This window comes from Ktedonobacter sp. SOSP1-52 (assembly GCF_016587395.1).
Genome location: NZ_BNJH01000002.1, coordinates 212,240 through 237,229, shown reverse-complemented (window position 1 = coordinate 237,229; position 24,990 = coordinate 212,240). Strand labels below are relative to the sequence as shown.

General features: G+C 53.0%; 26 protein-coding genes and 3 pseudogenes. 16 read left to right on the top strand and 13 right to left on the bottom strand.

Annotated features, from left to right (window positions below; all coding sequences use genetic code 11):
- Window positions 1-19 precede the first annotated feature (19 nt).
- The 3 genes and pseudogenes from JMJ16_RS16760 to JMJ16_RS16750 all read left to right on the top strand — a co-directional run bounded on the left by JMJ16_RS16760 (window position 20) and on the right by JMJ16_RS16750 (window position 1,246).
- Window positions 20-355 carry a hypothetical protein gene (locus tag JMJ16_RS16760; RefSeq protein WP_201383292.1) on the top strand — a complete coding sequence of 112 codons (336 nt, stop codon included), beginning with the start codon at window positions 20-22 and terminating at the stop codon, window positions 353-355.
- Window positions 351-629, top strand: a pseudogene (locus tag JMJ16_RS16755) (alpha-hydroxy-acid oxidizing protein); the annotation flags it as partial. The gene JMJ16_RS16760 and the pseudogene JMJ16_RS16755, both read left to right, overlap by 5 nt.
- A 38-nt stretch (window positions 630-667) precedes the next feature.
- Window positions 668-1,246, top strand: coding sequence for a hypothetical protein (locus JMJ16_RS16750; RefSeq protein ID WP_201383290.1), 579 nt, complete (start codon window positions 668-670; stop codon window positions 1,244-1,246).
- Here JMJ16_RS16750 and JMJ16_RS54410 read toward each other — a convergent pair.
- The 3 genes from JMJ16_RS54410 to JMJ16_RS16740 all read right to left on the bottom strand — a co-directional run bounded on the left by JMJ16_RS54410 (window position 1,243) and on the right by JMJ16_RS16740 (window position 3,056).
- Entirely contained in the window at window positions 1,243-1,803 is a 561-nt protein-coding gene (locus tag JMJ16_RS54410; RefSeq protein ID WP_236601428.1) for an IS630 family transposase, read from the bottom strand. The genes JMJ16_RS16750 and JMJ16_RS54410 overlap by 4 nt on opposite strands.
- On the bottom strand, window positions 1,758-2,249 hold the full coding sequence (locus JMJ16_RS54405) for a winged helix-turn-helix domain-containing protein (RefSeq protein ID WP_236601427.1): 492 nt from the start codon (window positions 2,247-2,249) through the stop codon (window positions 1,758-1,760). The genes JMJ16_RS54410 and JMJ16_RS54405 overlap by 46 nt, the downstream gene beginning before the upstream one ends.
- A gap of 204 nt (window positions 2,250-2,453) precedes the next feature.
- Window positions 2,454-3,056 (bottom strand): TetR/AcrR family transcriptional regulator, encoded by a 603-nt coding sequence (locus tag JMJ16_RS16740; protein WP_201372686.1) that lies wholly within the window; start codon window positions 3,054-3,056, stop codon window positions 2,454-2,456.
- 165 nt (window positions 3,057-3,221) lie between these two features.
- On the opposite strand from JMJ16_RS16740, the gene JMJ16_RS16735 reads away from it, so the two are divergent.
- From JMJ16_RS16735 to JMJ16_RS16715, 5 genes are all read left to right on the top strand, one after another.
- Window positions 3,222-4,133, top strand: coding sequence for an SDR family NAD(P)-dependent oxidoreductase (locus JMJ16_RS16735; RefSeq protein ID WP_201383289.1), 912 nt, complete (start codon window positions 3,222-3,224; stop codon window positions 4,131-4,133).
- A 31-nt stretch (window positions 4,134-4,164) separates the two neighbouring features.
- Window positions 4,165-5,022, top strand: coding sequence for an SDR family NAD(P)-dependent oxidoreductase (locus JMJ16_RS16730; protein ID WP_201383288.1), 858 nt, complete (start codon window positions 4,165-4,167; stop codon window positions 5,020-5,022).
- A 150-nt stretch (window positions 5,023-5,172) separates the two neighbouring features.
- Window positions 5,173-5,769, top strand: coding sequence for an IS701 family transposase (locus JMJ16_RS16725; protein WP_255553221.1), 597 nt, complete (start codon window positions 5,173-5,175; stop codon window positions 5,767-5,769).
- Between the two features lie 501 nt (window positions 5,770-6,270).
- Window positions 6,271-7,014 carry a 3-deoxy-7-phosphoheptulonate synthase gene (gene aroF / locus JMJ16_RS16720; RefSeq protein WP_201383287.1) on the top strand — a complete coding sequence of 248 codons (744 nt, stop codon included), beginning with the start codon at window positions 6,271-6,273 and terminating at the stop codon, window positions 7,012-7,014.
- A gap of 56 nt (window positions 7,015-7,070) precedes the next feature.
- The gene (locus JMJ16_RS16715) at window positions 7,071-7,586 is read left to right on the top strand and encodes a hypothetical protein (protein WP_201383286.1); all 516 of its coding nucleotides are present in this window, start codon (window positions 7,071-7,073) and stop codon (window positions 7,584-7,586) included.
- A gap of 97 nt (window positions 7,587-7,683) precedes the next feature.
- On the opposite strand, the pseudogene JMJ16_RS16710 reads toward JMJ16_RS16715, so the two are convergent.
- Window positions 7,684-7,936: pseudogene (locus JMJ16_RS16710) on the bottom strand (DDE-type integrase/transposase/recombinase); the annotation flags it as partial.
- Window positions 7,937-8,560: 624 nt separating this feature from the next.
- On the opposite strand from JMJ16_RS16710, the gene JMJ16_RS16705 reads away from it, so the two are divergent.
- The 3 genes from JMJ16_RS16705 to JMJ16_RS16695 all read left to right on the top strand — a co-directional run bounded on the left by JMJ16_RS16705 (window position 8,561) and on the right by JMJ16_RS16695 (window position 12,582).
- Window positions 8,561-9,685 carry a pentapeptide repeat-containing protein gene (locus JMJ16_RS16705; protein ID WP_201383285.1) on the top strand — a complete coding sequence of 375 codons (1,125 nt, stop codon included), beginning with the start codon at window positions 8,561-8,563 and terminating at the stop codon, window positions 9,683-9,685.
- 593 nt (window positions 9,686-10,278) lie between these two features.
- Window positions 10,279-11,991, top strand: coding sequence for an ISL3 family transposase (locus JMJ16_RS16700; RefSeq protein WP_307813170.1), 1,713 nt, complete (start codon window positions 10,279-10,281; stop codon window positions 11,989-11,991).
- A gap of 78 nt (window positions 11,992-12,069) precedes the next feature.
- Window positions 12,070-12,582 (top strand): DUF6398 domain-containing protein, encoded by a 513-nt coding sequence (locus JMJ16_RS16695; protein ID WP_201383284.1) that lies wholly within the window; start codon window positions 12,070-12,072, stop codon window positions 12,580-12,582.
- A 99-nt stretch (window positions 12,583-12,681) separates the two neighbouring features.
- On the opposite strand, the gene JMJ16_RS16690 is transcribed toward JMJ16_RS16695, so the two are convergent.
- Both JMJ16_RS16690 and JMJ16_RS16685 read right to left on the bottom strand, forming a co-directional pair.
- Window positions 12,682-13,512 (bottom strand): hypothetical protein, encoded by an 831-nt coding sequence (locus tag JMJ16_RS16690; RefSeq protein ID WP_201383283.1) that lies wholly within the window; start codon window positions 13,510-13,512, stop codon window positions 12,682-12,684.
- A gap of 154 nt (window positions 13,513-13,666) precedes the next feature.
- Complete coding sequence (locus JMJ16_RS16685; RefSeq protein WP_201383281.1) at window positions 13,667-14,095, bottom strand: VOC family protein; 429 nt, start codon at window positions 14,093-14,095, stop codon at window positions 13,667-13,669.
- Window positions 14,096-14,276: 181 nt separating this feature from the next.
- Between JMJ16_RS16685 and JMJ16_RS16680 the strand changes: the two are divergent.
- The 4 genes and pseudogenes from JMJ16_RS16680 to JMJ16_RS16665 all read left to right on the top strand — a co-directional run.
- Window positions 14,277-14,459 (top strand): annotated as a pseudogene (locus JMJ16_RS16680) (zinc ribbon domain-containing protein); the annotation flags it as partial.
- 192 nt (window positions 14,460-14,651) lie between these two features.
- On the top strand, window positions 14,652-15,434 hold the full coding sequence (locus tag JMJ16_RS16675) for an ArsR family transcriptional regulator (protein ID WP_201383279.1): 783 nt from the start codon (window positions 14,652-14,654) through the stop codon (window positions 15,432-15,434).
- The gene (locus JMJ16_RS16670) at window positions 15,431-15,856 is read left to right on the top strand and encodes an arsenate reductase ArsC (protein WP_201383277.1); all 426 of its coding nucleotides are present in this window, start codon (window positions 15,431-15,433) and stop codon (window positions 15,854-15,856) included. The genes JMJ16_RS16675 and JMJ16_RS16670 overlap by 4 nt, the downstream gene beginning before the upstream one ends.
- A 64-nt stretch (window positions 15,857-15,920) precedes the next feature.
- A complete protein-coding gene (locus JMJ16_RS16665) occupies window positions 15,921-16,640 on the top strand; it encodes an aquaporin (RefSeq protein ID WP_236601598.1) in 720 nt (239 codons plus the stop codon).
- 385 nt (window positions 16,641-17,025) lie between these two features.
- Here JMJ16_RS16665 and JMJ16_RS16660 read toward each other — a convergent pair whose 3' ends face one another.
- The 7 genes from JMJ16_RS16660 to JMJ16_RS16630 form a co-directional block, all read right to left on the bottom strand.
- Window positions 17,026-18,018, bottom strand: a complete 993-nt coding sequence (locus JMJ16_RS16660) for a methyltransferase (RefSeq protein ID WP_201383273.1) — start codon at window positions 18,016-18,018, stop codon at window positions 17,026-17,028.
- Window positions 18,019-18,281: 263 nt separating this feature from the next.
- Entirely contained in the window at window positions 18,282-18,737 is a 456-nt protein-coding gene (locus tag JMJ16_RS16655) for a DoxX family protein (RefSeq protein WP_201383271.1), read from the bottom strand.
- A gap of 157 nt (window positions 18,738-18,894) precedes the next feature.
- The gene (locus tag JMJ16_RS16650) at window positions 18,895-19,116 is read right to left on the bottom strand and encodes a hypothetical protein (protein WP_201383269.1); all 222 of its coding nucleotides are present in this window, start codon (window positions 19,114-19,116) and stop codon (window positions 18,895-18,897) included.
- Between the two features lie 546 nt (window positions 19,117-19,662).
- Window positions 19,663-20,895, bottom strand: a complete 1,233-nt coding sequence (gene chrA / locus JMJ16_RS16645) for a chromate efflux transporter (protein WP_201383267.1) — start codon at window positions 20,893-20,895, stop codon at window positions 19,663-19,665.
- 159 nt (window positions 20,896-21,054) lie between these two features.
- The gene (locus JMJ16_RS16640) at window positions 21,055-21,390 is read right to left on the bottom strand and encodes a hypothetical protein (RefSeq protein ID WP_201383265.1); all 336 of its coding nucleotides are present in this window, start codon (window positions 21,388-21,390) and stop codon (window positions 21,055-21,057) included.
- A 40-nt stretch (window positions 21,391-21,430) separates the two neighbouring features.
- Window positions 21,431-21,766, bottom strand: coding sequence for a PadR family transcriptional regulator (locus JMJ16_RS16635; protein ID WP_201383262.1), 336 nt, complete (start codon window positions 21,764-21,766; stop codon window positions 21,431-21,433).
- Window positions 21,767-22,556: 790 nt separating this feature from the next.
- On the bottom strand, window positions 22,557-23,453 hold the full coding sequence (locus JMJ16_RS16630) for a LysR family transcriptional regulator (RefSeq protein ID WP_201383260.1): 897 nt from the start codon (window positions 23,451-23,453) through the stop codon (window positions 22,557-22,559).
- Between the two features lie 130 nt (window positions 23,454-23,583).
- Here JMJ16_RS16630 and JMJ16_RS16625 point away from each other — a divergent pair, with 130 nt between their 5' ends.
- A complete protein-coding gene (locus JMJ16_RS16625; RefSeq protein ID WP_255553220.1) occupies window positions 23,584-24,810 on the top strand; it encodes an MFS transporter in 1,227 nt (408 codons plus the stop codon).
- The last annotated feature ends 180 nt before the right edge of the window (window positions 24,811-24,990 follow it).

Below are 24,990 nucleotides of genomic sequence, written 5' to 3'. Positions count from 1 at the left end.
AGTGTGAAGGAGTGAAACAATGGACGATCTCGTACAACGTCTCGCGCAGGGGGATCATGCTATCATAGTTGGTGGCCCGAAACCATCCCTGGAAGAATTCAAGAAGCGCGTAGAGGACATGGGTTATGTCTTCATTAAATTTACGGATACGCGTGGCGGCACCGATCTTGGTGTAAGAGTCGATAAAAGCGCTACGGATCTTAGTCGCGCCAACTTTGAGCAGCAGACAGGGATCGCTCATGTTGAGGGGTCACTGACGCTTAACTATGTTAAAGTTCGTTGTGTTGCCGACATTGACCTGAAGACATTAGATGGAACCGGACATCTCGTCGCATTGGAAGAGGTTCACCCCTAAGGTGATACGTAGGAAGGTTGAAGCCGTTGATGAGCGCTGCGAAGTCTATTGCGACGGTGGTATTCGCCGAGGAACTGATGTCTTGAAAGCGCTCGCCTTAGGAGCCAGGGCTGTTTTTGTGGGCCGACCGGTACTCTGGGGCCTGACCGTCGATGGGGAAGAGGGAGCGCGGCATGTCCTGCACTTATTGCGGGAGGAACTTGAGCTAGCAATGAGCCTTGCAGGCTGCCCCACGCTTCAAGCTATCCATAGCTCTCTCGTGAGAAACGTGTAGTGCTGGCATTGGTAAGTCGCTGAGAAGAGGATAAGAGAATGCAGCAAAGAGCAGGCAAACTGAAATTGAACTTGTTGTCACTACGGCGACATTACACGAATCCACATGAACACTATAACGCCTTGCGCGCCCAGGATGGTCTCTATTTTGACGAGACGAGTCAGTCCTGGCTTGTGACCAGCCATAAGCTCGCCACCGCTATTTTAGATGATAAGCGCTTCCTCTCCAGCCTCAGTTCGCTCGCAAGTGGAGCCGCGCCCGCGCAAATGGCGGCGGTGAGCAAGCAAATGGTGTTTATGGATGGGGACGCACACCACGACGCGCAAAATGTTATGTCGCGTACACTAGCACATCAAGTAAAGCAAATGCCGGATGATATCAGGAGATTTGCCAGGGAAGCCCTTCTCTCAGCGCAAGCGGCCAGAGAAATGGATGCCGTGAGTGAATTTGCCTCGCCCGTCTCGCTCTTTACCATTGCCCATGTTCTGGGGATACCGGTGGATGATCGAGAATTGTTGCGGAAGCTGGAGGTATGGTCTGATACATTTGGAGACGTGACCAGCGGCTATTTTCGCGGCGATATGAATGACATTATTGATTTCGTGACTGGCAACTAAACCTCAGCAAGAGCATGGGAGAAACAATGCTGCAGGATGGTCCGCCGATGGCGCAGGCGCTCTTTGGCGTGGACTAGTTCCTGGCGCAGGTGAGCAAGGTCCCGGCAACAGAGGTTTTTGAGTTCACGACGTTTGAGTAAGTTCCATACCCCTTCTTGTGGATTGAGCTCCGGCGCATAGCCGGGTAAGCGTTCCAAATGCACTCGTTTCCCCATCGGACTGGCAAGAAACTGCTTGATCACGTTCGCTCGATGAATGGGTGAGCCATCCCAAATGACGAGCAAGCGACCAGGAATCTTGCGCAGGAGCACCTGCAAAAACCGGACCACATCCACTGCTTTGTACGCTCGCTCTTGCGTTTGCATGAAGATCCGCCCGTTGGGGGTGATGCCTCCAATGGCAGAGATGTGATCGCGGGTCAGTGGGACTCGTAGTACCGGGGGTTGGCCGCGCGGGGCATACGTCCGTACCACCATCGGTAACAGGTAAAAGCCCGCTTCATCGACAAAGACTATTGTGCGCTTTTCTTGTTCGGCTTTTTTTTGAGCTGAGGCCACTGCTGGTTTTTCCAGTGGGCAATGGCTTGCTCATTGCGCTGGCTGGCTCGCACCACTGGCTTCTGCAAGCTCAGACCCATCTTACGGACCAGGTACCCACAGTGATCGGGATGGTAGCTGACCCCGAACTCTCGCTTGATGGCCACTGCCAGCCTCCGGCTCGTCCACACGTCTCCCGGAAATCCATAGGCTACTGCTCCTTTCGCCAGCACCTCTGGGAGGCGCGCTTGTTGCTCTGCTGTCAGACGGGGTGTGGCTCCTTTGGCTGGATGGGCTTTGAGACCCTCTTCTCCTTTCTCTCGTCCGCTTTTCATCCATTGGCTGATTGCTCCTTCTGTCACCCCCAGCGCCACTGCGATGTCTTTTTGTTTCCATCCTCTTTGTTTCAGTTCCCAGGCGCGTTTGCGCCGTTCTTCTCGCCAATCGGCTTTCTTTGGTGCTCCCATACCTTTTTCTCTCGGCGGGTTGCTTCCAAACTTTAGCTCTCTCTCACGAGCTCAATAAGTACCTGGAAAGCTATTTCCACAAGCTTATCCAGGATAATCCTACAGTTGTAGATATTGTTGAGAGCTGAAATCTCTCCTCTTGTTGGCGGCTTTTTGGCAAAGATGCAAACGGAGGCGAACGTTTTTCATCAGCAAATACGAGCGCTACGCTTCTGATCTCAAGCGTAGGATCAGCTTGACAATTTCTCTGGCGAATGCATCATCCAATGGCGCAGGATATAAGAGAAAGCGGTACCATTTGGCTCCATAAATCAAGTCCGCCAGGACCTCGAGATTGGTATCAGGGGCCAGTTCACCTCGTTGTACGCCGCGTTGCAAGAGAGCAACCAGCTCTTGCTTGCGTGGCACAATGAACGTCCGCTGAAATTCCCGCGCAAATTCCGGGTCCAACTGCGCTTCAGCAGCGAGCCCGCTCAACACCGTTCCTGATTTCCCCCGCAAGCCTGAAAAAGAAAGCTCAAAGTAGGCGAGTAAGTCCCCCTCTAGAGAACCTGTGTCGGAAAAAAGCACCTGCACCTCGGTATGCGAGGTCAGGGCTTCAAGCGCTACTGCAGCTTTGGAAGGCCACCAGCGATAAATGGTCTTTTTTCCCACACCAGCTCTCTCCGCAATCGCTTCAATGGTCATCGCCCGATAGCCCACCTGCTCCAGCACCTCCCTGGCCGCTTGCAAAATCGCCCGATGCGCCTGATCACTGCGCCGACGACCAGGCGTGAAGGACTCCAGTTTCTTCGCCTGCTGAGTCATCTTGGTGTTCCTCTCCACTTCTGGAATATCTCTTGACAGATACGATACGTTTCGTTTATATTTATAACCAGTCAATGAGTGACACGCTACGTTTCGTTTATTATAGCAGAAGCTGGATGGAGAGACTAGCTGTTCTCTTCTTTCAGCGAAAGGAATATGATCTCTATGGCTACAACGACTCAGGCACGGAGTGGAGCCGTTTTGATTACGGGAGCAGCGGGTGGTATTGGTGCGGCAACTGCACGCCGGCTCGATGCATCAGGATTTCAGGTCTTTGCAGGTGTACGAAGATCCTCTGATGGGGAGAAGCTCCAACGCGATATCTCTGCCCGGATTACTCCTGTTTTGCTCGACATCACTGATTCCGTCTCCGTTGCTCAAGCAGCGGAAACCGTTACCAGGATAAGTGGGAATGCAGGACTGGTTGGGTTGGTGAATAATGCCGGTATGATCGTTGAGGGTCCGGTTGAATTGGTTCCTATCGAGGAGGTACGCAAACAATTCGAGGTGAATGTCATCGGACATATTGCGGTCACACAAGCTTTTCTGCCTCTGCTACGGAAAGCGCGGGGACGTATCATTAATATTGGAGCGCCGACTGGATTGGTGTCAATTCCCTATCTGGGGGTGCTCTCGGCCTCGAAAGCCGCGCTAGAATCGGTAACCGATGCGCTGCGGAGCGAGCTTCGCCCTTGGGGGATAGCTGTCTCTATCGTTGAACCGGCGGCTATGCAGACAGAGATCTTTCAAAAGTCGAAAGCCTCGGCCCAACAGGCCAGGGAGCAGTTGCCTGGCGAACTTGTGCAACTGTATGCGCCAGCACTTGCCGCAGTAGCTAAAGCTTCAGCCAGCCAGCCACTGGAGAACCCTGATGTCGTCGTAGCTGCCATTGTTCAGGCGCTGACCTCCCGCAGTCCCAAAACGCGCTATTTCGCTGGACGAGGGCTCAGAATAATTGCTGTCCTACGCTTGTTGCCTGACCGTACACGTGATGGACTGCTGCTAAGAGCATTGGGCCTTGCAAACGCCCAACCCGTCTCACAGATGAGCGCGACGCAGAGCAGAGCATCCTCGTAAACAGAAAACATCATGCTTGAAAAGAGAACAAATGATGAAACCTCTTGCGCAACAAACAATCCTGATCACCGGATCAACCGATGGACTTGGAAAACAGACCGCGCTTGCATTGGCCAGACAAGGCGCAATCGTGCTGCTTCATGGGCGTAATCAACAGCGATTGGAGAAGACGCTGCGAGAAATTCAAGACGCAACAGGAAATAGGAACCTGGGGACCTATCTGGCGGACCTGGCCGATCTTTCAGAGGTACGCAGTCTGGCCGAGCGTGTGCAAACCCAACATCCTCAGCTTGACATGCTCATTAACAACGCCGGTGTGGGGAGCGGAAAGCTCCTGGGAGGCAAACGCGAACTCAGTCGAGATGGATATGAGCTTCGTTTTGCAGTGAACTATCTCGCGCCTTTCTTACTCACACATCTCCTGTTACCCAGTCTGCGCATAAGCCCGCCAGCCCGCATTATTCACGTGGGATCAGTCGGGCAGCTTCCGATTGATTTTGACAATGTCATGTTTGAACGCCGCTATAATGGCTATGATGCTTATCGCCGCAGTAAGCTCGCGCTGGCGATGTTTACCATTGATCTGGCTGACCTATTGACAGGAGAACATGTTACTGTCAACTGTGTGCATCCAGCCTCGCTGATGAACACCAAAATGGTTCGCGAGACGATCCCTTTTACCCAGACCACGGTCGAAGAAGGTGTTCGTTCCGTGATGTACCTGGCAACATCGCCGACGCTAGACAATGTGACAGGCCAATACTTTGATCAGCAGCAGCAGGCACGCGCGCACCCTCAAGCGTATGATCCTCTCGCACGAAGCCTTCTCCGACAGATCAGTGAACAACTGACCGGGTTGTCCGATGAGAAAGCCTCGCAAACAAGTTAAGTCCCTTCCCCAACATTAGCAGTGGAGGTGTGCGGACAAATACGAGCCGGGTAATCCATTCACCCCTCGGGAGAGACAACTCTTCTCTCCCTGGTTTGCGTCTTTGTTCGTATGCCTCATCTGCCGTCTGGCAACAAAGGAGGACCATCTATGTCCCCATTTGCTTCTACAGCTTATCCCCCTTCAAGAGCGGAAGAGGTGTGGACAACGACCTTCAATGAACTGGGCCAACGGATCAGGCAGCATTTCGTACGACCAGAACCTCACCAACGAGCACTTACCTACATGCAGGCATTGATGAGTCCTATGGGACGAAAAAACGGATGGCAAGTAGCGGAAGCGGTAGGAGAGACCACTCCGTATGCCATGCAACATTTGTTGGATCGGGCCAAGTGGGATTGCGATGGGCTGCGAAATGCGTTGCGTATGTATGTCTGGGAAACGCTTGCGGAGCCCTATGCGGTGTTGGTGATTGATGAAACAGGCTTTCTCAAAAAGGGACGCAAATCGGTAGGAGTGCAACGGCAGTACAGCGGCACGGCTGGACGCATCGAAAACTGTCAGGTAGGCGTGTTTCTTTCCTATGCGAGTTCGCGTGGACACACGTTGCTCGACCGAGAATTGTATCTGCCCAAAAGCTGGACTGGTAATCAGGAGCGTTGTCGAGAAGCTCATGTGCCTGCTTCGGTGACCTTTGCGACGAAACCAGAATTGGCCGCGCAAATGCTCTGGCGCACTTTAGAGTAGAGAAAGGATAACGTATTTAGTATGATTGTGATCATGAATGCCTCATGCAGCGATAGTGACATCGAGAACGTCTTTGCCTTTCTACATAAGCATCATCTAGTGCTCTGTCAATCTTCATCCGAAAGGTTTCACGCCGCCTGCGGCGGCAAGGGGGTAGACGCAGAGGGGCTGACGCCCCTCTGCACTCCCCACCTTTCCAATCAACTTTGACAAAGGACTAGAGGGGCACCTTTCAAGAGGAATCGAACGAACTGTTATTGGAGTTTTAGGCTCCCCTGTTCCAGCGGGTTACGCGGGAATTGCAGGTAGTATTGACTCGGCCATAGAAGATACGTTGATAGGCTTAGCTGGCGTTGAGGATGTGTTCCGTGTTTCCAAGCCATATAAACTTGCCAGCCGCGAGTTCCATCCTGAAAATACTGTGATCGAAATTTCCGCCGCCTGTGTAGACTCAGGCACAGTCAAAATCGGCGGGGAAGACGTTGTAATGATGGCTGGACCGTGTACGGTGGAAACCGAGGTCCAATTGATGACGGCAGCGCAAGCTGTGCGCGAGGCCGGGGCTGTTATTTTACGGGGGGAGCCTTTAAGCCATCCACATCGCCCTACGGTTTTCGTGGCATGGGTGAGGAGGGGCTGAAGCTGTTGACGAAGGCGCGGGACGAGTTTGGTATGGCGATTGTGACGGAGGTGCTTACGCCCGCGGATGTCGCGCTTGTATCTGAATATGCTGATATTTTGCAGATTGGCACGCGGAACATGCAAAACTATATGCTCCTCGATGAAGTTGGCCGTGGTTCTAAGCCAATTATGTTAAAGCGTGGTATGTCCGCCACGTTAGAGGAGTGGTTACTGGCCGCGGAATATATATTAGCGCAAGGGAATCCTCATGTTATGCTGTGTGAGCGTGGAATCCGCACATTTGAGAAAGCCACGCGAAACACCATGGATATTAGCGCGATCCCGCTCGTAAAGAAGCTTTCGCATTTACCAATTATCGCGGACCCCAGCCAGGGGACAGGCAGACGCGATATTGTTGGCGCGATGTCTTTAGCCGCGATTGCAAGTGGAGTCGATGGATTATTGATCGAAGTCCATCCTAATCCAGAAGAAGCCTTAAAGGATGGTGCGCAATCGTTGAGGATAGAGCAATTTCAAGACCTCATGCCTCAAGCGGTTATGGTAGCGCAGGCATGTAACCGCCAGTTTATTCGTCCCGCTCGCTACAGTAGCACCGCCGTATAAATTGATATGAGCAAGTAAGACTCTCACATGATAAAACCTTTGAGGATGATGGATTTATGCTTGATTGTGATGGCGAACATCAGGCCTCTCTTCTAATCGCAGAGTATGCCGCAGATACATTTACCGTAGATTCGCAAGCGCCTGGCATGTATCGGTACCACTCCTGGCTTCCGATAGTCAAGCATATATCGGGATCGAGTGGGACCGTCACGTATCAAAGTAAGAGCCTGAGCCAGCTAACAGGCTTGCCCTTTCTCTGGATATCCTTTAACGGGTACTGGCCTGAGAAAGGCGTAAAACTAGAGAAGACAACCTTTAAGGAATTGGAAGCATATACTGTTTTATCGCGCTTACCAGAAGGATTTGACGATGTACTGGTGGTATCCTCCGCGGGAAACACGGCGTCCGCGTTTGCCTATATATGTGCCGTTGTCCTTTTAAACGTTACAGGTGGCGGGTGGGAACACAAACGCGCCCATTGCCGGCTCATTCCCGCGTCGCCTGCCCTGAGAATCTGTGATAGCGAACTGGCCTCCGGCGACGTCATGGACAGGATAATGAACCTCTTTTGAGGGTATTGTCAACTTGCTTGTAGGAATGCAGTGTATTGTTTGAGCTATAAAGGAGAAAAATACGGCAAGGCAGTGAAATACTGGGGAAGATAGATCGTTATGCAATCTGCTTGACTCCAGCCACCTCATTCCATTGCTGGAAGCGGTCCTGGAACATGGTACGATATTCTCCGGCACGCAAACGGTGCCGTCGCGGTTGAAAATGCCCAGCAATGGGGCCGAAGACGGAGAGAAAGCGTTGGACCTGTGCGGGTTGATTTGAAGCGTCTCATCTTCCTTTCACGCAGTAGGGTGGGTTGGTGTGAGTTTTCTGCTCGATTGTTCAAGCGTTTGTGCTGACGATGCTCCACACCAGGCGGGATCTCGCGTTAATTGACGTTTCTTAGAATACTTTTCTTTATTCTCAGAAAAAATTTCCCTGCATTATGACTCTTTAGATGCAAAAATGAGGTACCTCTCACATAACCTTTCCCTCTCTTCCCCCGGTTCATCTTTGTTCATGAACACTGTCTTGCCGATTACCCAAAAGGTTGGCCACAAGTACTACAAAGGACCAAGATATTTTGTACACCACGAGCCTCTATGCTACGCTTCAAGAAAATGTTACCAAGTCAGGTAATCATAAGAGCATTCCTCATGAGGAGAGAAAATGGCTGGAAATGTCTCAATCGAAACCATTGTTCCTTGTCGCGAAGAAGAAACGTTTCATGAGAGCGTTCGATGTTACCTTCAGACTTTGGTTTCAATTGGAATAGGGAAACTACGTTGCTCGAATGGGGACAGGATCTGCGATGGCCCGAGCCTGGCGAGCGAGTAGATACAGAATGGCCATATGTGCGGCTAAAAGCCCAGGATGAGTCGTTTTCAACTCAGTTGAGATTGTTCATTATCCAATTTTTCCTGCTGAATTTTGGGATCTGCAGCTATACTGAGAGAAAAGGTCTGAGGTCGGAAAGGAAGGAGCCACGAACGGCGTGAAGCGTTCTTTTAGTATAAGCCAGGTCTTATTCCATCCCTCGACGCTGGCGGTGTTCTCAGGTCTTTTTGGCGCGATCATCGGCTTGCTCATCAATCTTATCAGTGGCGGCCAAACCTCGCAGATGATCTTGACGGCGCTTGTCTTCGCGATGTTGTTCAGTTTGAGCCTCTCGGCCTGGCAGGTCTATAGCCAGGAGAGGACCGGCAAACAATGGATGACGATGCTGCAAGAACTGGTCTTCCAGACCTACTTCCTTGGCGTACTCGCCGACAGGCCAGAGGTCTCGCAGATGGCGCAGCAACGCCTGGGCCAGGTGTTGAAAACCTTAGAGGGCGACCAGCAGTTGAGCATGCTGAAGTTTTTCAGTCACAACGGCTTGCCCGCGACCTTTATCGGCGATGGCTTGCAGGGAAGCAAAGCCCTGGTCGGGGCTGATCTCCAGAAGATAGTGCTGCCGCAGATCAATTTAGCCCAGATGGATCTGAGGCGTGTGAACTTCAGGGAGGCGAATTTGCAAGGGTCCGATCTCAGCGGCGCGAACCTCAATCGCGCCGACCTCTCCGGGGCCAACCTCTCGCACGCGACGCTGAAGGGCGCCGACCTGAGGGGGGTCGATTTGCGCGGTACCGATCTCACGGGTGCTGACCTGAGTGGTTCGAGCTTCGGGGAGGCGAAGGGAAGCCATGACGCTCCTGGCTCTCAAGGCGAGAGAGGGAGCGCCCGCCGTCCCGATCTGCAAGCATATCTCTCCCATGCGCAACTCGTTGGCGCAAAGATGCGAGGATCCTATCTCAGCGGCGTTGACCTCAGCCAAGCAAATCTGCGCGGCGCGGACCTCTCGAGGGCGTATTTCTATAGAGCGATTTTGCAAGGGGCCGACCTCAGCGGCGCGAACCTCACGGAGACGACTCTCACGGAGGCGAATATAGAGGGAGCCAACCTGACAGAGGCAAATCTTAGCAAGGCGACCCTCATTGGCGCAAACTTGCGCCAGGCTGACCTCAGCGGGGCGAGGCTCACCCTGGCAATCTTCGAGATGGCCGATCTGCGCGAGGCAAAGGTAACAGACGAACAATTGGGCACAATAGGCTCTGGTGAGGTGCTCAAACGCGAGCCTTGAGCGGAGCAGGACGCCTGCGAGCCTGGAGTTCCGCCCAAAGCGCCCGCAGCGTTGCTTGCCACTGGCGTCGGGACGGGATGAGCAGGGTGTAGATCCCAAAATTCAGCAGGAAATTTCTGCATAATGAAGTGGGTGGCTCGGCAGTTTCAAAATCGCTCGTTTGCTGAGACGACCTCATCCATATGAAATAACTATCTGTCTAAGCTCAGCGCCATATCTCAAAACCCATCTCAAAAAATCGTCTCAAAACTGGCTGACTCGTAATGAGTTTCTGAGACAAAGAGCCACCCACTTCATTATGCAGAAATTTCCCGCTGAATTTTGGGATCTACATCCGTAAACGAATAGTTATGTGAGAATCTTGCTTCCGACTTTCAGTATTTCCCTTCGTTTCTTTTTCAAGATGAAGTGAGGAAAATTTATGCGAGAGATACAGTGAGTAGACTCTTCTATCCTTCGGCTCTAGGGGCCGACACAGAGAAATCTCTCGAAAAGTTATCGAGGCTCTGGGACATATTCGGTGTGCCTACTGACTTGGCTTTGTGGTATAATAGCGTCAGTTCCAATCATTTAAGTCATCTGGAGGCGCTTCCATCGATCTTTCCCCTGTTTTTGCATTTCCTTCAACGATACGTCTTGAGACCATTGAGGTCCAGAATCAGATAATCATCGTCCATCTTCATGCAACCTCGTCAAGAGCTCTTTGCCCACGATGTGGGACGCCTGGCTCTCGAGTCCATAGCCACTATCAGCGCACCATTGCCGATGTTGCGTTTGGCGGCCGGTGCCTTGTGCTCAAGTTACGAGTGCGCAAGTGGATCTGTCACGAGGCATCCTGTCCCCAACACATCTTTGCCGAGCGCTTCCCAGAGTTGGTCCAGCGCTATGCACGAATGACGGATCGGCTCGTCAAGGCGCTTCAGGCACTAGGAGTGACCACCAATGGGGCCGATGCAGCGCGGATCGCCTCGTCCCTTGGCATGCCCACCACTGTCAAAACCATCATCCGTCGCGTCTTGCAGCTTCCCTTGCCCAGTGAAGGCGAGGTAGTGAAGGTGGGAATAGACGAGTGGGCATGGAAAAAAGGCCAGCGCTATGGGACCATTCTCGTGGACCTAGAAAAGCGGCGGATCGTGCAGTTGTTAGCAGAGCGTTCCGCCGAAACGAGTAAAGCATGGTTGTGCACGCATCCCGAAATTGATTTGGTCTCACGTGATCGTGGCAAAATCTTCCGAGAAGCTGCCACTGAGGGCGCGCCTCAGGCCAAACAGGTGGTCGATCGCTTTCACTTGCAAAAGAATTTTGCCGAAGCCCTGGAGAAGTTCTTTCGCACGCAAGAACGTGCACTCAAAAAGGCAACACAAGGGAGCACAGGCAAAACGCGTCTAGCTACGAGGACGGCAGTCCCTGAAAAAGTCGCACAAGAGCGGCAGGAGCGTCATCGCCAACAAGTCAAACTTCATAAGTGGATCTGGAAACTGTATCGGCAAGGCTACCACAAAGGGCAGATTGCCCAGCTCGTTGGCGTCAGTTCAAGCAAAGTCTACCGTACCCTCGAACAGGAGACACCTCCGCCTCCGCGACGACGATCTCGCTCTTCTTCCATCGTTGATCCCTACCTTTCCTACCTCACTTTGCGATGGAACCAGGGGTGCCACAACGTGGCCAAGCTGTACGAGGAAATTGTCACTCAAGGATATACTGGGACGCAGCGCACGCTTCAGATGCGGCTTCGTCCTTTTCGTCAGAACGTCGCACGCCCCGTCTCTAAGCAGACAATCATCTGGGACAAGCCTCCTTCGTCCAGAGGTGTTGCGCTCATGATGGTGAGGCCAGCACAAAACCGCACGAGAGAGCAAGCGGCCTATCTGGATCAGCTCATCCAGAGCAACGAGACCATCGCTCTCGTGTTCAAGCTTGCGCAGGACTTTGGCTACCTCCTACGAAAACACGAGGGACGAACACATCTGGAACAATGGAAAGCCGCTGTCCAAGCCAGTGGGATCGCGGAACTGATCGCTTTTGTTGATGGACTAGCCGATGATGCGGAGGCGGTTACCAACGGATGCAGCCTGACATGGAGCAACAGAGTGGTCGAAGGCTTTGTCAATAAAGTAAAATGGATCAAGCGTAGTTCCTATGGACAAGCCGGATTTGCGCTCCTGCAACGCCGTGTTCTGCTCCACCCAGCAGCAGGGGAATCATTGCGTAAAGAGCAGCGTAGACGCTCCTCGCAGGTGGCGGTTCCTGCCACTCTTGGGACACATGGCACTGGGTCCACACCGGCAGCCATCGCAGCTGCATAGTCGGTGCTTGACGGATGGGCGATTCGCTGGTCATCCCTCGTGGTGATACGCTACAATGAAGACGTGAAGGAGGAAGATATGGCCAAACGGAGTACATCACAACAAGTTCCCAAAGAGATGCAGAAGCACTTCGAGGAGATCACCCTGCTCACGGATACCTTCAGCCAGACCTACTTAAATGACGAGTATCTCCAACTCTGTCGTGAACTGACAGCGACCCTGTGCCGGAAACGTCCTTCACCATTGGCACGAGGCAAGGCTCCTACGTGGGCTTGTGGGATCATTCATGCGCTGGGCATGGTCAACTTTCTCTTTGATTCCTCCCAGACTCCCCACATTACAGCAAGCCAGATCTGGGAGTATTTCGATCTCAGTTCGAGCACGATGCAGGCGAAATCCAAACAAATCCGTGACCTGCTGGGCATGTATCCCATGAACCCAGATTGGTCGATCCCCTCCATGGTTGACAAGAACCCTTTGATCTGGATGCTTGAGGTGAATGGACTCATCATCGATGTGCGCCAGGCCCCCAGGGAAATCCAGGAGGCAGCATTCCGTAAAGGGTTGATCCCCTACATCCCCGATGCCTGATCAGTAGCTTCCCAAAGTCAGGTAGGCACACCGAATATGTCCCAGAGCCGTTATCGATCGAAAAACGAATTTTATCGTGAGAATCCACAATAATCTCACCTATCGAATGATTCCATACGTCTGAGGACAGGGGCGACAATCGCCGATGCAAGCGGCATAGACGATGCGCAGGCTGCCTCCCTGTTCACGACGCCGTTCACAGGGCAAGAGCAGCTTACCTGCTGGACAGCGCACCGTTCCATTAGGCTGGAGGGCAAAGGCTTCTCCCGCAAAGCGCCTGGCCTTCCAGGCTCCACCGATGACAGGCGGTCTGTAACCCTGTGGCTGTGGATTCTGGTCGGCTGCTGGAGCAAACTCGGTGGTCCGCATCAAGGTAGGGGAGAGCTGATGGCCCAATTCCATGCGCAGATTCCAGATCCATTGCGAGGCGATCTGCCAGCACTCCTGGCCGCAAGGCGAATGAGAGCACCAACGGTCGGGGTCAAGCTCTTCATCTTCATCGGCAAGTGTTGGTTCGAAGGCTTCCCGATGAAGATACAACTCGACCACGTCACTGGCTGTGAACGCCTCCTGTGGCAAACGCGTGAAAAAGAGTTCATAGACGACCCTTCCCGCGTTTTGCCTACCCGGCTTTTGGTCTTGCCCTCCGGATGGGTCGCCACCACAACGCGACAAGGGAAACCCTCTGGCCCCGCTGGAACCTCGGGGCAGTCGTATAGCGTAGCCAAAGAGAACCGCCACAAAGTCAATCACTTCATAGCACCCGAAGCGCCTGCGTGCAAAGCGCATCTGCTCACCGATCTTGGTCAGAATGCCGAGCTTGAGCAGATATGCTGTGATCAGAGTGACCTCGCCAAACCACGAGGGGATTGCTGGAACAGACTGTGAAGAAGTCAGGATGATCATTGATTCACCGGTGATGTTGTTCATGTGGCCTCCTTTGTAAGAAAGTTTTCGTGCTTCCTCATCAAAGAGGCACATTTTTACCCTTGTTCGCTACATCCACGGGACGGGCAACGATGTTTTAACTGAACACGAATAGGGTTTCAAACGCTCCAGGCGATGAACGACGTTTCCAGAGCAGCTATGCTTCTTCTCCCAGCGTTTCTGCAAAAGCGTCATGCACGCTCCCGCCAGGAAGAAAGGGCTCACCATTGACCGCCAGATCTTGAAAGAAGCCCAGGCGATTGCCCCAAGGATCTTCAAAATTGAACCATGCGGCTAATCCTGGGATGCGCTCGATGGGACTACAAGTGATACCCAGCTCCCTTTGGACTCGTATCCGCTCGCTTGCGAGATCTTCCACTCCCAGACGCAGTCTGCCTGCCGGTTCGGGTGTTCCTTCCGCAAGTTGGAGCCAGCTCGTGGGGACGAGTTCCCACTCCTTGAAATCCTCGTGCGGCTCAACATCGGGGTCGCGACCAAACAAACGTGCATAAAAATCCCTTCCCGCCTCGATATCTGGTACCTTCACCTGTTGGGTGAGACCTGTGAAACGACTCTGCGTTGGCATAAACACCTCTCGAAAATATTTTCTATTAAATATATCACAAAACAGTGATTGCCAGCGTTCCCAGCCTCTCGGGGGTTCTCAGGGGTTTCTGCCATGAGGACTGTCCAGAGAGGGAAAGTCTCATGGACGTTTGAAACCGTATTATCGTTCAGCTAAAAAGCTCGTTGCGCATCCCGTGGGCCACACGAGTCAAAACTGTTCAGCGTGTAGCATGCTCATCAAAAAAACGTTGAGCATACGCACACATAGTTGTACTAGCTGTGGCGTGGTGCTCGATAGGGACCACAATGCGGCGCTGAACATATTGCAAAAAGCGCTCAGTACCATAGGGCATATGGGAACTGATGCACCAGTGAGTGCATGAAACGCTTCTGGACAGGAAGACCGCTACTGACTCTCAGTAATGGGAGTCAGTAAGTCGCTTGGGTGAAAGAAGAATCCCCCTGGATTTATCCGGGGGAGTGGCAAATCGCTTGTAATTTCCTCCTTTTCTCTGTTATGATTGCATCAATCCATTTTGATTTAAATAATATTGATGCAATAAAAGGAAGAATGCATGGAAAATGCTTTGGCCCCACCTCCCTCTCTGCTCAAACTGGTGGCTCATGAAGTTCGTTGGAATCTCCTCCGCTGCCTTGCTCGTAGCGACTATCGTGTGCAAGATCTTGTGGACAGATTACAGCTGCCACAAAATCTGATCTCGTATCATCTAAAGCTGCTTCGCCAGGGACAACTGGTGCGTGAACGCCATAGTAGTGCTGACGAACGTGAAGTCTTTTATCGCTTAGAGGTTGAGCAACTTCAGCAGCTGTATTGGCAAGCTGGAGATATGCTGCATCCAGCGATCACCCTTTCGCCAGAGCAAGCACTCACAAAAAAGAAGCAGAGACCACACCAGCCATTGCGTATCCTGTTTCTCTGTACGGAAAACAGCGCTCGCTCCCAGATGGCCGAGGCCCTCCTGCGTCACTTGAGTCACGGAATGGTGGAAGCATTCAGCGTTGGGAGCACCCCTGCTGAGCAAATTCACCCCCAGGCTCGGCAGTGTATGGAGAGGATGGGCATTGATATGAGCCTGGCAGTTCCAAAGCACCTTGACCTCTTTCAGAGTGAGCGCTTTGATGCCATCATTACCGTTTGCGACTCTCTCCATGAAGTGTGCCCGACGTTTCCAGGAGATCCAGAGCGTATTCATTGGAGCGTTCCTGATCCTGCCAGGACGCAAGGGACCGAAGAACAGGTGCGCGCCGCCTTCGAGCAGACCGCGCTGCAACTGACAACCCGTCTCCGTTTCCTTCTTCCCCTTCTTGAACGAGAGAAAGGACTGGTACTCCCATGACTCGACGTGTCTTATTTCTGTGTACCCATAACTCGGCCCGTTCTCAGATGGCCGAAGGACTGCTCAGGGCATTGGGGCAGGAGCAGTTCGAGGCCCATAGCGCGGGAACAGAGGCAACGGCTGTGCGCCCGCTCGCGATAAAAGCCATGGCTGAACTGGGCATCGATATTTCAGGCCAGTCTTCCAAAAGGCTCGATCGCTATGTGCAGGAGTCATTTGACGAGGTGATTACGGTCTGTGATGCCGCCGCTGAAACCTGCCCGTTCTTTCCCTATGCCAGGCACCGACGCCACTGGCCCTTGCCAGACCCTTTGCAAGCTACTGGCAGCCACGAGGAGCAACTTGCCGTCTATCGTCAGGTACGTGATGCTCTCCGCAAACACATCGAAGAAGAATTGCTTGCAGCCCGTTCCGCTTCGTAACAGGCGAAACTGGAGACGGGATGAGAGGTTTTCCTCTTATTATTTTGCAAAAGGATGTATGTGTATGAAGACAACATCGCTACTACGTCGCGCCAGCGCAGAATTGCTTGGCACCTATGCCCTGGTGACCGCTGGCTGTGGTGCTATCATGGTGGATCGCCTCACAGGCGCGTTGACCCATGTTGGGGTAGCGCTCACCTTTGGACTCATCATCACCGTGATGATTGCTGCGATGGGCCATCTTTCCGGCGCACACTTCAATTCTGCTGTGACTGTTGCCTTTGCCCTGACCCGTCACTTCGCCTGGAAAGAGGTTCCCGCTTATATTGGTGGGCAACTCCTGGGGGCGATCCTGGGAGCTGGAACCCTCCGTCTGCTCTTTGGTCCGGTGGCCGATCTTGGTGCCACGCTTCCCCATGGGAGCGTGTGGCAGTCCTTTGGTCTGGAGATCTTGCTGTCTGCCGTGCTGATGGTGGTCATCATTTCCGTTGCGACCGATACCCGAGCCGTGGGTCAATTAGCCGCGCTCGCCATTGGCGCCACCGTTGCCCTCGATGCCATGTGGGGAGGTCCTATCAGCGGGGCGTCGATGAACCCTGCTCGCTCCTTTGGCCCAGCGCTCCTCTCCGGTGCCTGGAACGGACACTGGGTGTATTGGCTTGGTCCTCTCCTTGGTGTCTGTCTAGGGGCTATCCTCTACCAGTGGTTGCGCTTGCCGATGACGACCTCCCTGGCGCCATCTGTCCCTCAACCAGAACCAGAGGCGCTTCGCATAGAAGAATAAGAGCTGGAAACGCGGAGCATTGTGGCGAGGAGGAAATCTCCTCTCTGGGAAGGAGGCACATCGTAGAGAGTGATACGCACTGAGCGATGTCCTTCTGATGAGACGTGGACCATGGCTATGGCAGGGGTGTTTCTCCTTTGCGCATCAGGTGCGCCGCTGCGGCCCAGCCCACCGGGTCAGCTCCGATAATCACGGCGAGATAGGGGAGTTTTGTTCGTTTCTCGATATTCTTCTCTCTTAAAGAGGCCTCTTTTCGAGAGCCTCGAGAGGGAAAAAGACAAAGAGACAGGCTTCTGCTCGGAGGAATCAAGCAGTCCCATCCTAGATGTGTAGGAGAACGTTGTATCCCAAGGTCCTGCTTACCTGTTGCTCTTCTCAGGTCCACTCATTGTTGTGCTTCGGCAACGATGAGGCTGGAGGCTCCCGAGAGAGGCAGATGCGTCAGGTAGCACCAGCCGCTTTGCCGCAGCCATGTACGTACCTCTTCCTCGCTATACACATCGCCTTCGCCAGTGGCAACTAGAAACTCGCCAGCGATGAGCGTGGCAAACAGGGGATGGGTATGGGTGGTATCGGTCCAGAAATCGACCAGCAACAGGCGCGTACCAGAAGAAACAGCGGCATGGATGCGCTGGAGCAAGGTCAGATTTCTTTCTGGTGAGAACATATGCACAGCATGGGCAAGAAGAACACAATCATGATCAGGTGGAAGGGGATCTTGAAAGAAATCTCCCTCAACTATGGTAATCTGCTCAACCACAGGGGCCGTCTCCAGGCGCTTGCGTGCCAGTCTTGCCACACGTGGAAGCTCAAAGAGGGTGGTCTTGAGGGCAGGGTACTGGCCTAAGAGCGCCAGCAGAAACGATCCGTTTCCTCCGCCAAGATCGAGCACCTGGCGATGGCAACCAAAGTCATAGGTGCAGACGAGTGCCTGGGCAGCCCCACTGGTGATGGCCTCCACCCCTTCCGAGAACATTCTGATTCGCTCTTCGTCTGCAGGTTCAAATGTGCCCTGACCGGTACGAAGACGTGCTTCAAACTGCTGCCATGCCGGGTAACTAATCTGGTTCCAGAAGCGCAGGAATGGGCGGAGATCAGGAGAGGAATCTCCACTGAGAAAGGCAGTAGCCACTGGACTATTCTGATACCACTGATTGTGGCATTCGACCAAACCCAGAGCCACCATTGCATCAGTGATGATACGTAGTCTTGGGCAGGCAATCCCTATCCTTTGCGCCAGAAGCTCTAAGGTCATGGGGCCCTCAGCCAGGTGCTCAAAAAGTCCGAGCTCGCTGGCGGCAAACAGATGTTTCGACGCCATAAAACCACTCGCAATCTGGAAAATGGCATCAGGTGTGACAGGGTTATGCATTGTCATGGTCTGATTCTCTCGTTACAACGTGTATGTTGCTGGTATGCTTGTTGTCCCGCTCCATACGATGAGCAGTGAGAGGCAACACGATAGGATCATAAGACTGAACCATCTTTTCATGGGCGCACCTCCTTGTAGGGAGCCAGAGTTACTTCTCTTGCCTGTTTTGCTCTGACCAGAGCACAGTACCCTATCGAGGGTCGTAACAGGTTCATTGTATCAGGCTGTTCTTACCTCAGTTGTAGTCAACCAGTTCCACCGTCTCGCGCTTAGGAGACAGGATGATTGCGTGTGAGCAACGCATGGAGCAGTGCATCGAGAGACCAGGCACCTGCTCCAACAATCAGACAGAAGAGAGAGCCGAGAAGCATACTCACATCAACGCGCGCTTCATGGGCCATCTTCCAAAATCCGTTCTCCAGGAGGAGAGGGATTTTGGTTGTGGCGATAGCAACCAGCATATCAAGGATTAAAGGAATGGCAGCCAGTCTCACGAGGAAACCGAGCAGAAAAAGGAGTCCACAGCCGATCTCGACGACGCCAACAAAGGGTGCGGTGAATGCTGGATAGGGAATGCCGATATGGGTGAAGCGTCCGACGCCAAGCTCCGCAGGAAACAGAAATTTCTGAAGCCCCTCAGAGAGAAAGATGCTACCTATTGCCAGCCGTACGAGAACCATTGCAGCCGGTGCTCTACTGAAGAGGATACGGTGAAACCACTGCAAAACCTGCACATCCTTTCTTGATCAGTGACAGCGCAAGGAGGATGGCGAGACTGGACCAGCAAAGAGGCAGAGGCACGCAAACACCATGCACCTTTCCTCCACACAATACCTTCTTTGAGACGCTTCTCCCGTGGGGAAAGGCAAAGGCGTAGGGTTCCTACCGCTCAGATTGCCAAATGCTCTCACTACCTTGCTGATAGTCGTTCAGCGCTTTACGCGTCCCACTAATCACTTCAGCAACTGTCTCAAAGAGCGCCTGCGCCTTAGGGTCCTGAATCCGTTCAATATCAGCGCGACACTCTTGTTGAGCTTGTTGCAAGAGCTGATCAATATGTTGGGCATGCTGTTGGGGGGTCATATGTGATTCATTGCCTTGCATAAGCGACTCCTTTGCTGTGAAGAAGAACAGGTACTTCTCTCAACGCTTCCAGAAGCTGTCTCTTTTTGAGGACGAAGGTGAGTAAAATTGTACACCTTCTCACCTTGAGCACATCTGACTGTAGTATCTCACGATGATACGCGTCTAGAAGCACCTCTTTTGTCCATACGTTGTCTCTTCGTAAGAAACACGAGACGATATCGGAAACCGTTACAGTATTTTCTGGCTCAGCACTATGAAGGAGGCCACTGGGTCAACCTGGCTGCTCTCAACTCATTTCACCCAACTTGTTGGAGAACCCATACCTGTTCGTTTTGTGATGAAAGGGACGGCGTATATGCCCTGAAATGGAGATCAGGTGAGTACCGTGTCTGAGCAATCGATCCCGATCTTGCTTCTCCCACCCCTCCCTTGTACATTGGCATCCTTTTTTGATGCAAGGCTCGAAGCAGGCCAAGGTCATTGCAGTGCTGACCGAAGAAAAGGTGGGAAGCCAACCTCTCTGGGTTGCTTCCCACCTTTTCTTCAGCCCTGGCTCCCTTCTCTTCACATCCCTACAATCCAGAACCGGAGCAGACCGATGACGGCTCCTGCCAGAATCAGCCACACGGAATTGAGCTTGAAACGCAGCAGAATCACAAAGGCGAGGATGGCGATCGCTACCGTCAAGATATCGGTGAGTGCATGTTGTCCCAGTTGAACAAGCACACCAGTCATTAACGCCAGCGCGGCAGCATTGACCCCATCAAGCAGTGTGGCGGTCCAGGTCGCCTGGCGTAAACGCGAAGCCACGGGATGAATGAGGGCAATCAAGGCAAACGAAGGCAGAAACATCGCCAGCGTTGCCAGCAGGGCTGCGGGCCACCCACCGATGACATACCCAATAAAGGTTGCCGTTGTGAAAACCGGGCCTGGTGTAAACTGCCCGATGGAAATCGCATCGAGCAACTGCTTGTCCGTCAACCAATGGAGGTTTTGCACCAGATCAGTACGCAGGAACGCCAGCAAGGTATAGCCACTTCCATACACCACTGATCCAAGTTTGAGAAAGGTCAGAAAGACCAGGCCTAAACTGACGGAGGGGGCTGCGGCAACGGCTCCGGCACCAAGCCGAGCAATGAGCGGCTGTAGATCAGCTCGCAGGTTTGTAGCCAGCAATGGGACCGCTACACTCACAACAGGCGTTTTTGTGCGCCTGCGCGAGATGAGCAAACGAAGCACACCGTAGAGCGCGGCCCCTCCGAGCAACAAGATCAGTACATTGACGCCCAGGAAATAACAGACTAGCACCACAAGCGCGAGGCCCACCGCAAGTGGCCCTGTGAAAATTGTTCGTCCCAGATTCCAGATCGCTTGTGCGACAATAGCCACAACGACCGGCTGAATACCATAAAAGAGCCAGCCGATCTGAGGCAAGGCTCCATAAGTAACATAGGCCCAGGCCAAAGCGAGCACAATCAGCATAGCTGGACCGATAAAGCAGACTCCGGCTACCAGCAAGCCAGGCCATCCCGCTTGTAGGTAGCCCAGGTAGATCGCCAGTTCCGTGGACGAGGGACCAGGAATAAGGTTCGTCACACCGATCAGATCGACGAATCGTTCATTACTGATCCAATGGCGCCGCCGGACAACCTCCTCACGCATCATGGCGATATGAGCAGCAGGTCCTCCAAAGGCGGTAAAGCCCAGGCGCAAAAAGAGCCAGAGGACTTCCCTGAGTTCGTGATAGGAAGGGGTCGGCTGGGGAGGGGCGGCTGGGTTTGTTGTTGGTGTTTCCATAAACGTTTTTTCCATTTTCTCTAGATTTTTCCTCTCAAGAGAGGTCTTACTCGTGGGAGGTGACGCCTACTGACATTAGCTGGGGAGCCCATGCGCCGTGCTTCCCCGCTCCTCTTTTCAGGAAAGAGAGGAAGCGCAGCGCGTGCAGTCATTGGTGGTTCACGTTCCCTGATAACAGGACTGATGGGTGCTTCCACAAGTCAGTTCGCGAATTTGTCTTTCGTCGTGGCTGACCATCACGGCTGGGAGCGGCGCATACGAAAGCGGCTTCGCATACGCTCGCCCCTGATGCACCATCCACCAGAGCAAATGGGCCAGCGCTTTCCCTTTCTCGGCATCGCTTTGGTTCCGGTAGAGCGCGATCCAGAAATACCCTGCGATGGGATAGGAAGAGGCAACAGGGACCACTGACGCCAGATGGACAAACGAGAAACACACGCGAGCGCCTCCATCAGCAAAAACACTCCTGTCTGCACTGGCTTCACGGTGGTGCATCAGCGCTGTTCCCTTCGCTTGCCAATGACCTTCCTCTGGCTTACATAGGTGGCGTGGGAGAAGGTCCTCCCCCCTGCTCGTCTTCCAGCACTTCCTGAACCAACTCCGCAATTTTGCGCTTCGCTTCGTGCAGGGCAACACGCCCCTCGTCCGTAATGATGTAATACTTGCGTATACGGCCATCGACAATCCTTTCCGTCCGCGTCAGATAGCCCTGCTCTGTCAGGCTATGCAGCAGCGGATAGAGGGTCCCAGGTGAGAGATTGTAGCCGTGACGGGCCAGTTCCGCGATCATGGCAACCCCATAGATGGGTTCCTGGGCCGCGTGATGCAACACATGAATTTTGATAAAGCCTAAAAAAAAGTCTCGCAACATCGTATCATTCCTCGATATCGCACTTTGATATTACCGGAGAGACGCGCTTTTCTTCAATATGCTTTCTAGCATAGTGCCCAATCCACGAGCATGTTTGTGAAGGGAAACAAAGCTCCTATGCAAACGGTGATCACCAGTCAGCATTAGTATTGCTTTTCTTTGTTTCTTCTCTTCTTTCTTGCAAGTTGGTTGCAAGAACACACCAATGTTGGAGGCTCCCTGCAATCGCTCCGCCTGCAGGAAAGAAACGTTTGCCGATATCGTTTCGTGACATGATCATAGCATCGCTGGAACGATGATGACAAGGGGCATTTCCTTAGCACAATGGTTTGAGGACAAACTTCCGCTTGGATCGCTGCTTGAAGCCCTCAACGACGAGTATCCTCCGATGAGAGAAAGCATTCTAGATACTTTGAGCCAAACCCCCTCACGCGTTCCTGTGGAGCCGATTGTCGCAAGGTTGACTGATACAACCTTCTATGTGCAGTGTGGGGGTCACGACATTTTTTCCCCCCGGAAATCCCCGCTAAGGGATTTTTGAGGCGATTTGAGCTTGCTTTCCCCCCGCTAAGATGGGTCAGCAGGGAGGAAAACCAAAACAGTCGTTTTCTTGCTCCTTTTCCGGCGACAAAGGCTCTTGAACCTGAACGGACCCGAATACCACGCTAAGCGCTTAGCGTGGTATTCGGGTCCGTTCAGGTTCAAGAGCCAGCGACAAGCGTCGGATACAATTGGCTCAGTTTCATGCGAGTATCAGCTGTGGTAAATCGCTGAGAAAGGGGAACTCCGCTTATAATTTGCAATAGATCCTCGCTTCCTCACGGAAAATGCGGATAAACTCCTTGATATGGAGCGGCATCTTTTCATCGCGTTTATGCTTGACTAGCACACTTTCGCGTCTGAACGATGGAAGTCCCTGCACTTCCACTTCCACCAGCCTCCCTTCCTTGAGGTCGTTGGCGACGAGCGTATGGGTGAGCAGTGTTGCCCCGATACCCTGCTGGACCAGGTCATAGGCCGTCTGCGGAGGAACATCCAGGCCCACTTTGCCTGCCGCTCTCTGCAGGCTTTGCCAGTGTTTCACCTCGTCATTCCAGTGAACATACACAAAGGGATTGGCCAGTGTTTCTAGTTCCGAGACCGCGATAGATGGCCGCTGTGCCAGAGGATGATCTGCACGGGTCACAATGAGCAATGGCTCGTGAATATGGAGTAAAACAGTCACCTCGGGGCTAAAAAAAGGCCAGACCAGAAAACCAAGCTTGATGGCACCATCGAGCAGCATTTCCACGATCTGTTGGGTATGGGCAGTGTGGATAGTAATATCCAGATTGGGGTGAGTGGCATGCAGGCGTACCAGCGTGGAGGAGAAGAAACTGGTGGTGAGCGAAGGCAACGTTCCGATGACGATGCTTCCGTGTTTGCCTTGTATCGACTGATGGGTGACCTCTATGCCAGTGATTAAGGCCTCGAGCGCTTGACGAGCATAAGGAAGGAAATGCAGGCCTTGCTCGGTGAGTTCTAATCGGCTCCCTCCTCGCACAAACAGTGCGCAGCCGACGGCCTGCTCCAACCCCTGGATGCGCACGCTGATGGTTGGTTGACTGACGTTAAGCGCACGAGCGGCTTTGCTAAAACTTCCCAGACGGACAATTTGGTCAAATGCCTGGAGTTGGCTGATGTCCATGCTTGCTCCTTTTTGTTATAGGTAAATTTAATAATGATTATAGTCGTTATAGGCTTGTTTGATAAGGAGGTATCTCGTATGCTTTCTCCATAGCCTCGACATCATTGCGGTGAAAGGATTGGATACACCTATGAGTTTTTTAGGAATATTGCGGAAAAGGCATATTTTGGTGTTATGGAGCAGCCAATTGGTGTCCGCCATAGGAGATCAGTTTTACAGCGTCGCCCTGGTCTGGATGGCTATCAAGTTCGTTGGCTCGGCCGCCGGTGTTCTCATTGCTGTTGGCTCGTTGACAACCTTGCTCTGCAGTCTGCTTGGAGGCATCCTGGCCGATCGGTGGAATCGGCGCTGGACGCTTGTGGGAACTGATATCATACGTGCTTTGGCCATCGCGCTTTTGCCGCTGCTCCTGATGGAGACGAGCACAGTAGGGAGGGGCTCTTTCTGGATCTTGATGGGTGTCACGATCACTGTTGAGGCTGCCAGTGCGCTGTTTAATCCAGCGCTGCAGGCAAGTCTCCCTCTCTTTGCGGGCGATCTCAAAGTGCTCACAGCGACCAATGCGTTGATGGACGCTACACGGCGCCTCGCACGCCTCCTTGGTCCCGGCCTGACGGGACTAATCCTATCACTGGTGCCGTTGCCCAACCTCTTTACGTTGGATGCCTTCAGCTTTGGCATCTCTGCATGTGCCTTGTTTCTGCTTGGGTCCCGCTTCGTGATGAAACCGGCAGTGAAGGTAGAATCTGCGGCGGTGCGTTGGAGCCTGAGTTCAGACCTCGTACAGATGTTCGGGCTTCTCAAGGAGCATCGACGTCTGATGTGGGCCTTGCTCAGCTTGGGGTTGGGAAATATCGCCTGGAGTGCCGTGTTTATGGTCGGGGCACCTCTGCTTGTGAGTCTGGTACTCAAAGGAGATGCGGGCGCTTATGGCCTGCTGGTCAGCGCCTATGGCGTTGGGAGCATCGTGAGCCTGTTTGTGGTTGGCGGTCCAACGCGTCACTCTACGCTGCGTGTGATGTATATTGGGCAAGTGATTTTGAGTCTCGGCTTTCTGCTGCTCAGCTTTGCATCCACGTTGACACTGGCTCTGTGTGGGGCGCTCATCGCAGCCTTCGGGAGCCCGATGGCCGATATGATCCTACTCAGGATGATCCAGACGGAGTTTCCTCCTGAACACATTGGCAAAGTGTACAGCATGCGTATGCTGATCAGTATTGCTGGTCTAGCGCTTGGTCAACTCCTGTCAGTCCCCCTCTTTCGGGTGCTGACTCTTCGCGATGCGATGGCCCTCTGCTCGAGTTTGATCCTGGTGGTAGGTATCACCGGGCTGTTCCTAGTAAGGCGCCATGTGTGACCATGGAAGAAGTTCTTGCTTCTCGTCGTCTCTCACAAGAAGCAAGAGCAGGGCTGGATTCAGGCGTCATGACGTCGGATGATTTCCGTACGCATCCAAAACGCTTGTCCATTTCGTCGTTGGGCCTCAAAGGCCGCTACTAGGAAGGATTTTCTTTTGTTCTCACCTGTCTATAGATGG

Bases quoted from the DNA above. Each gene is read 5' to 3' on its own strand.
- JMJ16_RS16635 (WP_201383262.1), bottom strand. From the start codon at position 21,766: ATGTTGCGAGACTTTTTTTTAGGCTTTATCAAAATTCATGTGTTGCAT.
- chrA (WP_201383267.1), bottom strand. From the start codon at position 20,895: ATGGAAACACCAACAACAAACCCAGCCGCCCCTCCCCAGCCGACCCCT.
- JMJ16_RS16690 (WP_201383283.1), bottom strand. From the start codon at position 13,512: ATGAACAACATCACCGGTGAATCAATGATCATCCTGACTTCTTCACAG.
- JMJ16_RS16735 (WP_201383289.1), top strand. From the start codon at position 3,222: ATGGCTACAACGACTCAGGCACGGAGTGGAGCCGTTTTGATTACGGGA.
- JMJ16_RS16725 (WP_255553221.1), top strand. From the start codon at position 5,173: ATGTCCCCATTTGCTTCTACAGCTTATCCCCCTTCAAGAGCGGAAGAG.
- JMJ16_RS16660 (WP_201383273.1), bottom strand. From the start codon at position 18,018: ATGACAATGCATAACCCTGTCACACCTGATGCCATTTTCCAGATTGCG.
- JMJ16_RS16715 (WP_201383286.1), top strand. From the start codon at position 7,071: ATGCTTGATTGTGATGGCGAACATCAGGCCTCTCTTCTAATCGCAGAG.
- JMJ16_RS16675 (WP_201383279.1), top strand. From the start codon at position 14,652: ATGGAAAATGCTTTGGCCCCACCTCCCTCTCTGCTCAAACTGGTGGCT.
- JMJ16_RS16750 (WP_201383290.1), top strand. From the start codon at position 668: ATGCAGCAAAGAGCAGGCAAACTGAAATTGAACTTGTTGTCACTACGG.
- JMJ16_RS16640 (WP_201383265.1), bottom strand. From the start codon at position 21,390: ATGCACCACCGTGAAGCCAGTGCAGACAGGAGTGTTTTTGCTGATGGA.
- JMJ16_RS16740 (WP_201372686.1), bottom strand. From the start codon at position 3,056: ATGACTCAGCAGGCGAAGAAACTGGAGTCCTTCACGCCTGGTCGTCGG.
- JMJ16_RS54405 (WP_236601427.1), bottom strand. From the start codon at position 2,249: ATGGGAGCACCAAAGAAAGCCGATTGGCGAGAAGAACGGCGCAAACGC.
- JMJ16_RS16760 (WP_201383292.1), top strand. From the start codon at position 20: ATGGACGATCTCGTACAACGTCTCGCGCAGGGGGATCATGCTATCATA.
- JMJ16_RS16670 (WP_201383277.1), top strand. From the start codon at position 15,431: ATGACTCGACGTGTCTTATTTCTGTGTACCCATAACTCGGCCCGTTCT.
- JMJ16_RS16695 (WP_201383284.1), top strand. From the start codon at position 12,070: ATGGCCAAACGGAGTACATCACAACAAGTTCCCAAAGAGATGCAGAAG.
- JMJ16_RS16630 (WP_201383260.1), bottom strand. From the start codon at position 23,453: ATGGACATCAGCCAACTCCAGGCATTTGACCAAATTGTCCGTCTGGGA.
- JMJ16_RS16685 (WP_201383281.1), bottom strand. From the start codon at position 14,095: ATGCCAACGCAGAGTCGTTTCACAGGTCTCACCCAACAGGTGAAGGTA.
- JMJ16_RS16730 (WP_201383288.1), top strand. From the start codon at position 4,165: ATGATGAAACCTCTTGCGCAACAAACAATCCTGATCACCGGATCAACC.
- JMJ16_RS16625 (WP_255553220.1), top strand. From the start codon at position 23,584: ATGAGTTTTTTAGGAATATTGCGGAAAAGGCATATTTTGGTGTTATGG.
- JMJ16_RS16665 (WP_236601598.1), top strand. From the start codon at position 15,921: ATGAAGACAACATCGCTACTACGTCGCGCCAGCGCAGAATTGCTTGGC.
- JMJ16_RS16650 (WP_201383269.1), bottom strand. From the start codon at position 19,116: ATGCAAGGCAATGAATCACATATGACCCCCCAACAGCATGCCCAACAT.